The sequence below is a fragment of the Prevotella sp. LMAG:51 genome (assembly GCF_008680225.1).
Taxonomy (GTDB): domain Bacteria; phylum Bacteroidota; class Bacteroidia; order Bacteroidales; family Bacteroidaceae; genus Prevotella; species Prevotella pectinovora.
In genome coordinates this window covers 132,589-147,856 of record NZ_NALQ01000005.1, presented here as the reverse complement: position 1 = coordinate 147,856, position 15,268 = coordinate 132,589, and the positions used below count along the sequence as shown (strand labels likewise).

The 15,268-nt window shown below is 46.1% G+C and carries 15 protein-coding genes and 1 pseudogene; 14 read left to right on the top strand and 2 right to left on the bottom strand.

Annotation, left to right across the window (positions count from 1 at the left end):
* The 12 genes and pseudogenes from CCC32_RS02450 to CCC32_RS02395 all read left to right on the top strand — a co-directional run.
* Positions 1 to 543 (top strand): hypothetical protein (locus CCC32_RS02450; protein WP_287072057.1); only part of this gene is annotated, 543 nt, incomplete at its 5' end.
* Between the two features lie 8 nt (positions 544 to 551).
* Positions 552 to 878, top strand: coding sequence for a S1 family peptidase (locus CCC32_RS02445; protein WP_287072055.1), 327 nt, complete (start codon positions 552 to 554; stop codon positions 876 to 878).
* Positions 879 to 1,070: 192 nt separating this feature from the next.
* Positions 1,071 to 1,313 carry a hypothetical protein gene (locus tag CCC32_RS02440; protein WP_287072052.1) on the top strand — a complete coding sequence of 81 codons (243 nt, stop codon included), beginning with the start codon at positions 1,071 to 1,073 and terminating at the stop codon, positions 1,311 to 1,313.
* A complete protein-coding gene (locus CCC32_RS02435) occupies positions 1,208 to 2,272 on the top strand; it encodes a hypothetical protein (protein ID WP_287072050.1) in 1,065 nt (354 codons plus the stop codon). The genes CCC32_RS02440 and CCC32_RS02435 overlap by 106 nt, the downstream gene beginning before the upstream one ends.
* Positions 2,273 to 2,515: 243 nt before the next feature.
* Positions 2,516 to 4,081 carry a PP2C family protein-serine/threonine phosphatase gene (locus CCC32_RS02430; RefSeq protein ID WP_287072049.1) on the top strand — a complete coding sequence of 522 codons (1,566 nt, stop codon included), beginning with the start codon at positions 2,516 to 2,518 and terminating at the stop codon, positions 4,079 to 4,081.
* An 86-nt stretch (positions 4,082 to 4,167) separates the two neighbouring features.
* Positions 4,168 to 5,592, top strand: coding sequence for a serine/threonine protein kinase (locus tag CCC32_RS02425; RefSeq protein ID WP_052485442.1), 1,425 nt, complete (start codon positions 4,168 to 4,170; stop codon positions 5,590 to 5,592).
* Positions 5,589 to 6,260 carry a BACON domain-containing protein gene (locus tag CCC32_RS02420; RefSeq protein WP_287072047.1) on the top strand — a complete coding sequence of 224 codons (672 nt, stop codon included), beginning with the start codon at positions 5,589 to 5,591 and terminating at the stop codon, positions 6,258 to 6,260. The genes CCC32_RS02425 and CCC32_RS02420 overlap by 4 nt, the downstream gene beginning before the upstream one ends.
* A 255-nt stretch (positions 6,261 to 6,515) precedes the next feature.
* Entirely contained in the window at positions 6,516 to 7,241 is a 726-nt protein-coding gene (locus CCC32_RS02415; protein WP_287072045.1) for a tetratricopeptide repeat protein, read from the top strand.
* 355 nt (positions 7,242 to 7,596) lie between these two features.
* Positions 7,597 to 8,076 (top strand): helix-turn-helix transcriptional regulator, encoded by a 480-nt coding sequence (locus CCC32_RS02410; RefSeq protein WP_082026213.1) that lies wholly within the window; start codon positions 7,597 to 7,599, stop codon positions 8,074 to 8,076.
* Positions 8,015 to 8,418, top strand: a pseudogene (locus CCC32_RS02405) (Arm DNA-binding domain-containing protein); the annotation flags it as partial. The gene CCC32_RS02410 and the pseudogene CCC32_RS02405, both read left to right, overlap by 62 nt.
* A 242-nt stretch (positions 8,419 to 8,660) precedes the next feature.
* A complete protein-coding gene (locus CCC32_RS02400; protein ID WP_287072042.1) occupies positions 8,661 to 9,767 on the top strand; it encodes an AAA family ATPase in 1,107 nt (368 codons plus the stop codon).
* Positions 9,764 to 10,120 carry a hypothetical protein gene (locus CCC32_RS02395; RefSeq protein ID WP_287072040.1) on the top strand — a complete coding sequence of 119 codons (357 nt, stop codon included), beginning with the start codon at positions 9,764 to 9,766 and terminating at the stop codon, positions 10,118 to 10,120. Before CCC32_RS02400 ends, CCC32_RS02395 begins: the two co-directional genes overlap by 4 nt.
* A 94-nt stretch (positions 10,121 to 10,214) precedes the next feature.
* Here CCC32_RS02395 and CCC32_RS02390 read toward each other — a convergent pair whose 3' ends face one another.
* Entirely contained in the window at positions 10,215 to 11,507 is a 1,293-nt protein-coding gene (locus tag CCC32_RS02390) for an ATP-binding protein (RefSeq protein WP_278840601.1), read from the bottom strand.
* A gap of 954 nt (positions 11,508 to 12,461) precedes the next feature.
* On the opposite strand from CCC32_RS02390, the gene CCC32_RS02385 reads away from it, so the two are divergent.
* A complete protein-coding gene (locus tag CCC32_RS02385; RefSeq protein WP_287072037.1) occupies positions 12,462 to 13,505 on the top strand; it encodes a relaxase/mobilization nuclease domain-containing protein in 1,044 nt (347 codons plus the stop codon).
* A gap of 17 nt (positions 13,506 to 13,522) precedes the next feature.
* Entirely contained in the window at positions 13,523 to 14,062 is a 540-nt protein-coding gene (locus CCC32_RS02380; protein WP_287072034.1) for a hypothetical protein, read from the top strand.
* Positions 14,063 to 14,164: 102 nt separating this feature from the next.
* Here CCC32_RS02380 and CCC32_RS02375 read toward each other — a convergent pair whose 3' ends face one another.
* Positions 14,165 to 14,737: a metallophosphatase domain-containing protein gene (locus tag CCC32_RS02375; protein ID WP_287072061.1), complete on the bottom strand. Its 573-nt coding sequence runs from the start codon at positions 14,735 to 14,737 to the stop codon at positions 14,165 to 14,167.
* Positions 14,738 to 15,268: the final 531 nt, after the last annotated feature.

Genomic DNA, 15,268 nt, shown 5'->3' with positions numbered 1-15,268 from the left:
AATGGGTTCCCATCAGCAGAGCCACTTCCATCTCGAGGAAGAGTAAACAGCATCAACTACAAGTCGTGGGCAAACAAGGCCGTAGTACTCGTCACTGCAAACTACTACTTCGTGGGTGCTGAGGACATATCCGCCATACAGGAGTACATCCTCAACCGCACAAGTTTCGCCACGGGATTCTTCGTGTCGCAGGACGGACAGCTCGTCACCAATCTGCATGTCGTGAAGCCTTGGCTCTTCGACACGTCGGTAAGCGAACTTGAAATGAAGATAAAGACACAGCTCTCGGCAATGGCTACAAACAAAGAGTTCATGAACAACATACAGATGAAGTCTGCCGACGGTCTGCAGGCATACACCACCATGGTGAAGGTAACCGGCGTGAACGATGGCATCAGCATCATCCCACAGGCCAAGTATTTCTCAGTGGAGAACCTCATCCGATGCAGAGTGCTCTCTGCCGGCGACGACACGAATGTGGACGTGGCTCTCATACAGTCGACAAGGGTGAACTGCCTCACGGCAGCACATTCATCAACCTGAAGGACTCTATGGACGTGAACGACAACGACCTCACCGTAGGCACACACATCTACACCATCGGTTTCCCATTCGGAATCAGTCTTCAGAAGACCGACTCTGAAAAAGGCATACAGGTGCTGGCACGTGGCGGAAGCATCACACAGATGCCTACAGAGTTCAGCTTCGGATTCGACGCCGCATCCTTCGGAGGTGCCAGCGGATCTCCTATCTTCAACAAGAAGGGAATGCTCGTGGGAGTGCTCAACTCCGGAGTATCGGTATCCCAGGGCTTCAACTATGGCATAAAGGCGAAATTCGTGAAGGAGCTCGTGGAGAACCCTCACGTGGTGAAATAGGCCCCTAACGGTAATTCGGCTGTATAATACTGGCTCTGGCAGTAAGACAAGTAGACAAGATACGAGTAAACAAGGAGGAAACTATAAAGATGACAAACATGAAGAAGATAATAATGTCGATAATGATGACGGCGATATGCACAATCGCATCTGCCGCCATCCACACAGAAGATATACCTCAAGAACGGTTCGGTGCTCAGCGGCTTCATTGCCCATCAGGAAAAGGACGGATACATGGAGGTGAGCACCGACGAGGCAATCATCTGCATCAGCGCTTCTGACATCACGGTGAAGGAAGTGACACGAAAGGAAAGCCAGCTCGACAAGGCATGGCGCAATGGGCAAAAGACAATGATGCGCTCATGGGCTACGGCAACGACAAGTCTTTCACTCTCTGCAACATCTCTGCCGGAGTGGATGTCAACGACTCGATAGCCAGCGAACCGGACGAACTCGACTTCGAGGAGCGTCTGGCTGAGGATGGCAAGACATTCAACAACGTGCGCATCCTGGAACGTGGCATGAAGGTAAGATTCCTGCAGCTCGCTCCCGACAGCTATATTCTGAGATGGGACGAGATAGACCGCATAGAGGGTGTGCGCAGCGCAAAGAATGCTCTCTCGGGACTCAAGCGCACTTACATGCTGAAGTCGGGCAGAACGGTAGAAGGTGAATATGCCGGTGAATCATTCGAGACGGTAAGCGTGTTCAAAAGCGACGGTACGGTGGAGACAATGCCCTTCGGCGACATCAAGACACTGAAGATTTCTGCCGTCAACCCCAACCAGGACATCTCCGAACAGAGTCCGCTGCGCGATGTGGTGACACTGACCAACAACCGCACGAGACGCGGAATCATCGTGGAGCAGTATAACGGAGGACCGGCAAGCGCCAACTACATCAAGATGCGCAACTCGAATGGTGTGGAAGAGAAGATCATGACCAGCAACATCGAGTCTATCGGCAAGGAGAAGAACACGGCTTACAATCCTCTGTTCGACATCCTCCTGAAGCCGGGCGAAGTGATGGTAAACAGGGAAAAGGCTGAATTCGTGAAGGTCACGGAAAAGGACGATGCCCTCGTTCTCGACTCGATACCGGAAAAAGTCGTCAGACTGAAGTCTAAAAGTGGCATGGCGACATTCGACGTGGAATACAACGGTGACGTGAAAGCCGAAATGTTCCAGGTGGTGACGCTGACAAAGAAAACCGTCAAGAAGGTTGATGTATACAGCTTCACCTACAAAGACCTCGCACGCTCCACATTCCAGCCCAAGAAAGAAGAAACAAGCATGAACGGCACGAAGAAAGTGACATTCAGCGTTCCTGCAAATGCTGTCTTCGCCATATACTATTCCGCTTCAAACCGAGCCATACCTATCAAAACTGAATAACAGACATATCCCGGCGGCAATAAATGACTCTATTGTCCGTAATGGATACTGAGTGAGAAGCGAACAGTAACCAGTGCCTATAGCCGTATGTCGCCCCAAAGGCGGCATCCGGCTAATGCTGGTTAAAAAGAACTCTCCATTAAACGGTTTGATGACCGTTGAGGTAAAAAGGTCTGATGACCACTTTGGGGCAATGCTCCGACAACTAAAGTAACGAAGAAAAAAGCTAAAAACAAAGAACCGATGTTCCCTATATTCTCCAAGACAATCAGCCTACACGGAGCTGCCAACTCCATGCAGGGCGGACGAAAAGAAAACCAAGACGACCTGGGATTCATAGACACGCCGCTTGGCTTCCTCTTCGTGGTCTGCGACGGAATGGGTGGCGGACCGGGAGGCAAGACCGCCTCTGCGATAGCCAAACAGGAGATTGCCAGACATCTGAACTCCTGCAATCAGCTGACGCCACGCAAACAGGCTCTGCGCATCGCCGTGGCAAAAGCCAACGATGCCCTCAACGCCGCAATGGCAGCCAACAAGGAGCTGCGCGGCATGGGAACCACAGTGGTGGCGATACTCATCAACAGTGAATCTGCTATAGTATGCCACGCCGGCGACAGCCGCTGCTACAGGATGCACGGCAGACTGATGCTCTTCCGCACGCAAGACCATTCGCTCGTGGGAGAACTGGTGAGAAAGAAGGTGATGACGGAAGAGGAGGCTCGCGTCTCTCCCCAATCCAACGTGATATCCAAAAGTCTCGGAAGCAAGACCGACCACAACCCTGATATCGAAGAGATGGGATATCGCAGGGGCGACCGGTTCATCCTCTGCACTGATGGCGTGTGGGGAAGCATGCCGCACAAGAAGCTGCTGAAATTCTTCGCCGCCAAGGGACAGACAACAAATGTGGTGGGAAGCATATCGAGCGAAGTGGACAGACTGGGATTCGCCAAGGGCGGACACCACGACAACCACACCATCGCAATAATAGAGATGGACTGCAACTCCAAGCTCCACGACAAGTGGTATAAGATGATGCTGACAGCAATCTGCGGCATTGCTGCCCTGGCGGCCTTCATCATCGGAATATGCCTCTACAGCGGCAGTGCCGGCAATGACACGGCAAGCATCGGCAACACGCCACAGGAATCCGGAAAAGCTCTTCACATCGGCAACGGACCGGCTGCTACACCTTCCCAGACGGATGGCAAAATCACGGAAAACCTATCGGACAAGAATCTCCTGAAGGATGTCAACGACACCACAAAGAAGAAGGACGAAGCCGCTGACGGAGACAACAAGGGAAATGCCTCTACAGCGGACAACAAGAAGGCAGATGCCGACAAGAAGGCTGATACAGAAAGAAAAGCTAACGTCGACAAGAATGCCGACTCCGGCAAGCATCCTGCTGCCGACAAGAACGGCAGCAAGGATAACAAGGATGCCGGAAAGGGAAAGAAGACCGTTGCCTATGGCGACCCTGCCAAATTCAAGACATCTGTCAACCAGGCCCTGACGGCACTCGACAACATGTTGGGATATCACAATGGCAATGAGAAAAAGACCAAGGAGCAGAAGGGACTTCATGCTGACAAGGTGATAAAGGCAATTCAGAACTTAAAGGCTCTATGCGGCAAACAACGGGAACCGGAGGTTAACGGTGTTCTCGCCTATGCCAAGAAGAACAAGACCGCGATGGCTGAAGTGTCGAAGGGCAGCAAGTCATACGGATCGAGCCCTAAAGCCCAGGGCATAATAAAAAAGATAAAGGAGAAATTGGAGAAGATAAAGAATAACACGAAATAAATGCGGCGGCAGGTTAACGCAACGCCTTGCCGACGACAGGAACAGATAATCAACAGAACATTAATAAAGAAACAAAACATAGGATTATGGCAATAATAAAACTTCAAGGTGAAGCTGAAAAGCGAAACCACATTTGTTATCAGTTTAATTCTGAAGAACCGCCTATCGGTGAAGGCGGAATGGGAAAAGTATTCAAGGGAGTCTGCGTCGACGAGCGTACGGGAGTGTCACGCCCAGTAGCCATCAAATTCATGTTCGACGACCTGCCGGCAAATGCCTACGAGAGAGCAAGGCGTGAGGCTGAGATACAGCTGCGCAACGACAACCTCGTGGAGATGCTCGGATTCATAGAGATTAGCGATCGCAACAACGTGGGCGAGGTGGTGACACACTATCATGTGGTCAGCGAACTGCTCACCGGTGTGTCGCTGTCGGATATCCTGAACGGCAAGACACAGGACAGAAACGGACAGGACGTGCCGTTCGCCGTGAAACTGCTCACCGACTACAAGAAGGATCCGGAGCGCTTTGCCAAAGTAGTGGTCATGAACGTGTTGTCGGGACTTATGGCGCTGCATGATGCCGGATATATACACCGCGACATCGACCCTTCGAACATCATGGTGACTACCGACGGACATATCAAGCTCATCGACTTCGGTATCGCCAAGCAGATGAATACGCTGACGACAAGCGACAAGCAGCTCACCGTTGCCGGCAAGTTCATGGGGAAACCGGAATATGCCGCTCCTGAGCTGGCTCTCGGCGACATCAGCCACCAGAATCAGACAACTGACATTTATGCCGTCGGCATACTTCTGTATCAGTGTATCGTGGGACACACACCTTTCGAGGGAGCGCGCCACGAAATCCTGCACAAGCAGCTGAAGGAGAAACTGCCGCTGGGCAAGATAAAGGACAAGACACTGAAGAAAATCATTGAGACGGCATGTCAGAAAAACCAGTCGCAGCGCTTCCAGACCTGCGCCCAGATGCGTGTCGCCCTGGAATCCGGCGAAGTGGCTGGCGGCGGAGCTTCAAAGAAGACAATGGTCATCATCGCCGCTGCCGTGGCTGCATTGCTCATCATCGGTGGTGCATTCGCCATCCACACCAACCAGAAGCAGCAGGAGGTGGAGCAGCAGCAGGTTGCCATGGTGCAGAAGCAGAAAGCAGAGCAGAAGACCAAGAATATCGACGACAAGATAACGGCTGCCGACATGCTGGCGCTGAAAGGTCAGGACCGGTCTAAAGACGACTACGAAAAGAAGCTCATGGAAGCATATACTTCATACAAGCAACTGGCTGACATGATAGGCAGCGACAGCGACCTGCAGGCAAAGGCTACTGAAGTGCAGACCAAGATGGGCAACGTGGCAAAGGAACTGAAATCCGCCTGCCAGGAACTGTCGAAACAGATTAAGTTGGTGGAAGGCACTGAATATGAGAGCAAATACAGAGAGAGAGTTAATAGATTGAATGACTTCATAAACCAAAATAAGATACAATGAAAAAGATAATCAGACTATGCATCTGTCTGGCAATGCTTTTCGTTGCCATCGGAGCACATGCGCAGACTGCTGCTGACGGAATTTACAGCAAGGGAATGGCACTGAAGAAACAACGCACCAAGACTTCGCTTACACAGGCTATAGCAAATTTCAGAAAAGCCAAAGGACTTTACGCCACCGAGGCTGGAAAGGACAAATGCGACGCACAGATTGGCGCATGCAACTATCTCTTGAAAAGGATTAACAAGCCGAAACCAAAACCGAAACCTATAACGAAGAATGATGCCCAAAAAACTGTCGTTGAAGAGGTTGCACAGGTTGACAAGCACAAGAACGTGGAGATAAGTCTCTCTGAGGACTACCTTGACTTCAAGTCAAGGATGGAAGGCGGAGCACAGTCTGTCACCGTGACCTGCAACTACGACGACTGGTATATCGAAGACCAACCCAAATGGGTGAAGGCAAGCAAGGCTGGCAATGACAAGATATACGTGGAAGTGGAAGACAACTTAGGCAAAGAGAAGCGCAGCGGTGTGGTTTCCATCAAATGTGGCGACGTGGATGTCGATCTTGTCATCAACCAGAAGAAGGCCGACATCACACGCAAGGTGAAAGAGGGTGCCGTAAAGGTGTGGAAGAGCCTTTTCGGCGGCAAGAAAGACAAATAATAGAGACACTTATATAGCACCTGTATTTTCCCCCTTGCCGTGGGGAACACATCCCCCTAATGTGGGGTTTTGTTCCCCACGCCAGGGGGATTTTTTCGACCAATGCCTATCGCTATCCCAAATCGGTCATCAGGCGGTTTTGTATTGTACGCCTGATAACCGTTTGTGGGTTCAATACAGGGCTATATTTTGCCGTTACGCGTTTTTTTATTATTTTTGCGCCAGTAATAAAACCTATCAAAAATCCAGACGACAATGAAAAAGACATTCTTGACAATACTCCTGTCCGCAGCCTTGGCAATGGGTGCAACGGCACAGAACTCCAAGGAATTCAAAAACGCAATGGCAGATGCTATGGCTGGCAACGTGGAAGCCCAATGCTATGTGGGCACCTGCTATATGAATGGCAACGGTGTGGACGAAGACCCTGCCGAAGCCATGAAATGGTTCAGAATGGCATCCGACAAGGGTGACGCCCTGTCTCAGTTCTTACTCGGTTCTCTATATTTCAAGGGAATCGGAGTGGAGCAGAACTACAAGGAGGCTGCACGCTGGTTCCGCAAGTCTGCCACCCAGGGTAACGTTGACTCCCAGTACCAGCTTGCCGTCTGCTATGTTGAAGGCATAGGAGTGGGCAAAGACATGAAAGAGGCTACCCACTGGTATGAGCAGGCAGCAAATCAGGGCGACATACAGGCTACCTACGAGCTCGGCGGATGTTATCTGAATGGTGAAGGAGTGGCACAAGACAAGGAGAAAGGCGTCAGCATGATACGCACGGCAGCAGAAAAAGGTCTTGCCCAGGCACAACGCAGTCTCGGCATCTGCTATCTCAACGGTGATGGCGTGAAAGAAGACAAGGCGCAGGCTAAGGAATGGCTGAAGAAAGCCGAAGCTCAAGGCGACACCATTGCATCCGGCATCTGTCAGGATAACGGTTTCACCATCATCATGCCGGGAGGCAAGAAACAGGACAACTGACGATATTCGAATAACAGGATGGTTAAAGGCGGTATTTGTATGATTTTATGCAAAAGCCGTTAAAGGTCATTGATTTATGGGACTATCAGGTTCTTATTCTTATGGAAATGCTTATTTTTGCAACTTTCGAAAGGTGAAGTAATGCCGAAAGGTAAACACATAATAAACAATATGCAAAAGCGTGCAGCTCAATGAGTTGCACGCCTTTTGCGTTTATGGGGTTCTTGTTTCTTATGCCTTTGTTATGCGTTTGTTTATCTCTTATTTGCAGCACATTTGCAACACAACAAAAAAGTAGATAATGTGGGACTTGTTCCTACCAAAACATACTAATGCATACTTAAAAGTAGAAAACATGCCAGCAATAGGATTTGAAATCAAACGCAAGTGTAAGGTCTGTGGTGAAGTGTTCCTTGCCAAGACTCTTGACAGCCAGTATTATTCGCCTAAGTGCAGCAAGGTGGCTTGGAAACGAAAGAAGGACGCAAAGGAAAAGAACGAGAAACTGGATCGTTTGGCACAGCACATTCCTGACATTAGGGAATATGTGTCGGTGAAGGAAGCGGTGGCGATGTTCGGAGTGGAACGTACTACACTCTATCGGCTGATAAAGAACGGTACAGTTCCTGCCATCAACGTCGGCAAGCGACTCACCCGAATTAAACGCTCAGCCTTGGAAACCATGTTCCTTACCAGAAAAGAAAGTCTTGCAGAAAGAGAGAAACCTGTGCCCAGAAGATACAGTATGGAACCAGAGGACTGTTATACCATTGGTGAGGAAAGCATTATCGAACACCAAGGTGACCGTGAAGCTGCGCAAGTCCGTTCACCATGACAACGAGTGGTATCTTTTCATCGAGTCGTACCCTGTGTATAAGAAAGGAGACAACAAGCCAAGTCGTGTGGTTGAATCGGTAAACCGAACCATCTCCACACCACAATGGGATATGTCGTCCATTGCCCGTGTGCTGCCTGACGGCTCGTTCAACTACAAGCCGAAGCGTGACATAAATGGCATTATCCAATGCAAGTCGCGCATAGACCAAGAGGCTTGCATCTATGCGGACAACGTGCGCAAACTTCGGCAGCATGAATATGAAATGCCGCCCTGTATTCCGACCGTGAGGAAGAAATCATTGAACAGAATGAACGTAGCGCACAAGACTTCATTAAATATATGTTGTGTTATTACAAAACATGACTTCTTTACAAATACAAAAATTCAATCGCTGCGTGATATCTGCATAGAATAATTTTGGCTTATAGAAATCTTCCGTAAAATGCATACGAAAAAGATTAAAAGAAGGTTATTTTATGGGAAAGTTTGCCATATTAGCGACTTTGTTCCGTAAATATTTTACGGAACAAAGAATGTTTTGTAACTTTGCCGTATATAATTTAAAAAAGTAAATATTAGCTATGCTAACAAGATTTGCCGTTAAGAATTATCGTGGATTTGCTGATAACATAGAGTGGAATTTGTCGCATCCATGCAGCTATTCTTTCAATACGGATGCCATTAAGAACGGTATTGTGAAGAATGGCATCATATATGGTCCAAATGGATCAGGAAAAAGTAACTTAGGGTTGGCTATCTTCGATATAGCCAATCATTTGTCGCATAAGTGGAAGAAACCCGATTACTATTTGAACTATGCTTCGGCATATGGATACAACCTGCCTGTAGATTTTGAGTATGTCTTTAATTTCGGTAAAGATGTCATATCATATAACTACTCAAAGGTGGCAAAGGAGCTTAAAGGGATTATCGTAAAGGAGCAATTGTTCTTGAATGACAAGGAACTCCTATATAAGGACACGGATACGTTGCGCTTGAACAAAGAGTTCGCTTTGACGGATGCAGCCATTGACAATTTGAAAAACAGCGCAAATAACATCTCGATTGTCAATTATCTGTTGAGTGTTGTGCCTTTTCCTGAAGGGCATGCCTTGCTGAAGCTAAGAAACTTTGTTGAGAATATGTTGTTCTTCAGAAGCCTTGACAATCGTGAGTTTATTGGACTTAAAGAGGGAGGAAGCAACATAGAGGAATATATCATCAACAATAATCTTACAGAAGATTTCTCGAATTTTCTGAAAGAAATGAGCGGTCAGCATTTTGTGTTTGCTAAACCCATGCAGGGCGAGAACATGCTTTATACGGTTATCAATGGCATCCGTATGCCATTTGTGTTAGTTGCGTCTACGGGCACAATGAATTTAGAATTGCAATACTACTGGTTGAAAGAGATGGTGAATGCTTCATTTATCTTCATTGATGCATTTGATGCTTTTTACCACCATGAGCTTTCATATACCCTTTGCCGCCGATTGTTCAAGAGTGACAATCAGTTATTCTTGACTACTCATGACACGTTTTTGTTGTCAAATGATTTGCTACGCCCTGATTGTTTCTTCATATTAAAGAACAACAATATAAGTGCGGTATGCAATCTTACGGACAAAGAGCTTCGATTTGGTCACAACTTGGAGAAACTGTATAGAGGGGGTACGTTTGGCGTATGATATTGTTCGTATTTGAAGGTGGAAAAGCCGAGCCTACGGTTTTCGATTCGATAGGAAAACTATTCCTGCCGAATGAAGAACTATGCGTAGTTAAGTGCAGGCATGATCTCCCAACATTGTACTCAAACCTAAGAGCCAACGGTTACGATTTGTTTCGCTCATTGCCGTTTGAGGATAATGGCGTTATATTGCCAAAGGACAAACGCTTGGATACACTATTTTCACAGGTGTTCTTGTTTTTTGATTATGATTTCCAAAACAGAATCGGTACACAGAAGGTCAACAATATATTGGACGAGATGCTGGATGACAACGCAGCACCGACATATATAAACCTAATCTTTGCTTTGTAGTTATGGGCGATATGCTCACAAACAAGGCAAGGACGAGCGACAATGCGCAGCAGCAGAGTGCCAGTAATGCTGTTTCCATATTCTATTCTGTTTTTTAATCTTTCAAGCAAGCAAGTGGTATTACTTTGACACCGTCTGGGCGTGTGTAGGCCATGCTGCCACCTGTCATGACAATCATCAAGTCAGGTTCGCGCAACGGCACCTGCTTTTCTGTCTCATTATGCACTTGAACGAGTCGTTTAATTTCCAAAAGATGTTTGGCTCCTTCTTCTATTTCACGGCTGCCAAGCTTGCACTCTATCAGAGCATAGCGTCCATCGTCAAGATGAAGCACCAAGTCGGCTTCCAGTCCGTAGCGGTCGCGATAGTATGACAGATGATTGCCAAAACCTGGAGTATAAGCCCGAAGGTCTCTCGCACACATCTGCTCAAAGATGAAACCAAAGGTTTTGAGCTGCGTCATCAATGCTTTTGGGGAAAGTCCTAATGATGCAATTGCAATGGACGGGTCTACAAAAGCTCGTTTTATACCACTTCGAATTGCAGTCTTGCTTCGGACGGCAGGACACCAAGCTTCGATGTTGTCGATAACGAACAATTTGTTTAGGGAGGTTACATAATCCTCAAACGCACTCATAGAAAGTGAAACTTCACCTGAGGCTGTTACATCAGCTAACAGAGCGGTATTCTTTGCCAATGTTGAGATGTTACGGGCATACGAACGCAATATTGCACGAGTTGTCCGTTCATCCCTTTGTACGCCATCCACTCTTGAGATATCGTCACGACAAATGGCATCAACATAGTTGCGTGCAATAAGTAGCTTTGCCTTGTCACTCTTCATATTTAGAAATGCAGGCCATCCACCACGACAAGCAGCATAAATCAAGTCTTCAATCTTCATATTTGAAGTGATGCCGTCTATGTCTAAGTCTTTAATATCAAACAATTCTTTAAGTGAAATTTTTCCGTTAGACTCTCCTGACTCCCATAGACTCATTGGCAACATCTTCATTCGTGAAATCCTACCCGTACCAGAATGATGTATTTTACTTCTGTCTACAACAGTAGACCCCGTAAGAATGAATTGGCCTGGAACCTGACGCCTGTCCACCATAGTACGCACGGCATCCCAAAGCACAGGAGCATCCTGCCATTCATCTATAAGACGAGGAGTTTCACCCATCAACAACAATGATGGTTTCGAGGCAGCAGTTGCAGCGTATTCTTCCTGCATCTCCGTGTCCTGCATCTTAATGACACTTTTGCTCATTTGTTCCGCAGTTGTTGTCTTTCCGCACCACTTAGGGCCCTCTATTAGTACAGCCCCGAAAGCCTCAAGACGCTCTGCCAGTTGAAGGTCTGCAATTCTATGTGAATAACTCATATAGTAACCGTGATTTGATTATGTGTGCAAAGTTAGTGATATTCAGTTATATATGCAAGCAAAAAACTGATATTTGTGGATATTTAATACTATGAATTGCGTTGTTTTATTACTAACTTTTGTGGTAATTTAGAACTAACTTTTGTGGCAATTCATTTGTATTTTTTGCTGTATTTCATTTGTAGTTTTTGAGGTACTACATTTGGTATTTACAAGTAAAAACACTACCTCTTAATAAGGTAGGCTGCACTCGGGAATACAAAACAAAACTTCGTATTTGTTTTGATATTCCGCTCATTTGCACTACATTTGCAGCAGTTGAGTGCGTGTTTGCTTATCGTTGCTTATTTCCATATTTGACCAAGGTCAAACTCGACTGCACTCGGAAAAGAAAGCAAGTTTTCTTTTCTCTCGTTAGCACGAGTTTTGCAGCACATTTGTAGCACGCTCACACAGATGGCTTGTTTAATAACGGTTTGCATTTCGAGGAGGTGAAGTAACCAAGGAGCGAAGGCAGTGGCAAGCTCGCTTGCCACTGCTGAGTGACGACGGTTACTCGGCGAGAGCCAAGTATTTTTGACAACTATCAATAACGATAAATAATGAAATGGGTGTAGATCAATGAGTTACACCCATTTTTATTTTGGTTAATCTTTGTATAATTACCGATTTCTTCCGATATTTATCTTATATTTGATTAGGTGGAATAAAAGTAATGGTTGTAAGTATCAGTCCGTATTCTCCAAAACAAACAAAAAACAATGGGAATATTTTGATGATTAAAAGAAAAGTAGTATCTTGACAGCAACATACTCACCCCGCTTCCCATAAGAACAGCGCGCTCAGGGTGGGTCTTTTTGTTTATGGACATGGCTAAAATTGCGTATCTAAAACAGATAAAACCATTTGATGACCAAATAAGCATTCTGAAAAGCAGAGGTATGGTAATCAAAGATGAAACGCGCGCAAAACAGATTTTGCAGAATATCAGCTATTATCGTCTCAGTGGCTATTGGTATCCACTCTTGGCTGATAAACAACATCATCTGTTTAAGTCAAGGCAAGAAAGGAAAGAAGGTACCTGCCATTGATCTGAGTCGAGCACAGATATTCGCATGTGTGCATCACGATTCAAAGTCTGGCATCCCACACCTTCATATTCTGATCAATCGCATTGACCTTGACGGCAATCTGATGACAAACCGTTTTATCGGTAATCGTTGCACAATGGCTGCCCACACCATCAATGTTGAAGAGGGTTGGGAGTTGCCAGAGGATATTCACAAGGTGAATGTCAAAGAGATTACGGATGCGTGTTACAAGGTGCTTTCAGAAATGCGAGCTTACTCCTGGAACGACTATGTTGACAGAATCAAGGCTCTTGGTTATGACGTGAAGGTTCTGGAGGACAAAGACGGAGTTAAACATGGGTACACCATCATGAAGGGTAACTCTCGATACAAGTCTTCTATACTTGGTGTTGGTCGTGACCTTATGCTGAAGAATCTGAGAGGCACTTGGTTGAAATTCCACAAGGCTAATCAGGTGACGGTTGGCAGTACCGACACTGGCATGGGCATGGCAAAGCCGGTATCGAAACCTGTTGTACCAGAGCAAAGTGCAAATGTGCAAGGCGAATCAAGCCAGTCTTCAACTCAGTCGTCTGGCACCAAGGAAACACGTGCTTACGTTCTTTGGGACAACAACGGCAAAGAGCAAAAGACCTATGTATCTGACCACATCTACAATGTCATCAAGGATGCTGTTGAACCTGTCAATGATAGTACCGAGGCTCTTGAAAATTGCATCAAGACAGCCATCCTTCTGTTCGCTGGCTATGTCGATGGTGCAACCCGAATTGCTGAATCATGTGGTGGCGGTGGCAGTCTTGGCAGTGGTTGGGGACGTGACAAGAACGAGAAAGACGATGACTGGGCTCGTCGCTGTGCCAAGAAAGCGAGCTGGCTCTGCAAACCTGTTGTTAAACTCAAACGTTAAACCTAAAATTGTAAGATATGGCTAAGGATATTACAAAACTTGTTGCCAAGATCGAGCAGAAGCAGGAAGTCAAGGAGGAGGTTACCAACTTTGACGAACAGCTTAAAACGCTTAGATTGGCGGTGACTAATCTGATTACCTGTGCTGACAATGTTAGACTTGCCAGTTTAGAGGTTCCTGTGCTTTTAGCATCTTTCAATGCAGCCAAAGATAGTATAGACAACGCTGTCGATGGTATCTGTAATGCCATTACTCGTGCTCATCAGACTCCTGTAAAGGTTGACTTTACGGACGAGAGCAAGAGTTATCTGGCGGCTGCTCACCAGAAGCTTATCGAGAATGAGAATGTGTTTATCAAGAACCATGAAGCAAAGGTCGATAATAGCCTTAAAGCCTTGGGTAACAAGGTTGAGGATGCGATGAATAGCTACAGAGGCATATTCGTTGACAAGAAGACCTTTAACATCTACTTTTGGCTATTTATCGTCATCATGGAGATAGCTTTGTGCTCTACGATTTTACTCATTTGCTATGTGGTAAAGTTTGGTTGGCTATAAAGCATTAGTTGAGTCAGTTGTTATTTTGGATTACGAGACAGCCCCATCCGTGAGGACAGGGCTGTTTTATTGTACCATACAAATTAGTCACTTTCAATAATTTTACATGTCAAGAATGAACACTTTTGGTTTATTCCGTATATTGTAATTGTCATCTAACATTGCTGCATTTGAAAACACAATGCTATCATGCTTCTCTGTTCCAAAAGCATCATGGGCATGACCAAACAAATGATACCTTGGTTTAACATCTAGTACTCTGTTTCTCAAAGGTGCATTTCCCCAATGCGTACCTGACGATTCATCCAGGATCATTACAGGTGGCTCATGGGTCACAAGAACGTCTATTCCGTCTGGAATGAGTTCTTCCGAATGATTGTATGCCAACCCGAAGAATTTAATTCCCTCTATTTCACAACCTCTATCCTGGAGGAAGTGAATGTTGTCGGGAAGGTCTTCGATACCTTCTGCATCCCATAGACACAAATCATGATTTCCGGTGACGAATATCTTGTGCTTGTAAGGCAATTCTATAAACCAGTTCAAGAAGTCAAGAACCTCTTCCTCTGTGCCTTGTTCAGTGAAGTCACCACAGTGGATGACAAGATCTACTTCTGGAAGGTTGGTCAACTCATTGTGCCTATTGTGAGTATCAGAGATTTGAAGCAGTCTGATTGATTGGTCATTGACCGTTTCTTTGTAAAGAGCGTCGCCCAACGCATCTTTGAGCTGCTGATTATTGAGGTAATGGTCATAGTCTTCATCCCAATTCCTTCGGGATGTTACCGATACAACTCGGTTTTCTTTTGTCAATAAGACTGCAAAGAATGACATACCATAGTTGTCGTAAGGATAACCTTCACCAAAAGCTAACTTCCCATATTCTTCTGCATCATCACGCTTACAGAATATGAAATGACATGTTCCCTGATGGCTTTCCTCAAAGAAAACTTCCTCTGACTGAAAGATGCACCATGTCGGAGCATAACACTCATACTGTTTTGCCTTTTTATAACTGTCAATAGCAATAATCTCGTATGAGTGTTTGCCTTTGTTTGGTTTGCTGTCAATGACACCACTTATCAAATCTAACAATCTGCCCTCCGGCATATCAGCAAGCTCCGCCGGCATGTTCTCACAGACAAGAGGACTATTGTAGATATAATTTAGTATGTCTTTCTTTGTCATTGTATCTCAATATGTCTT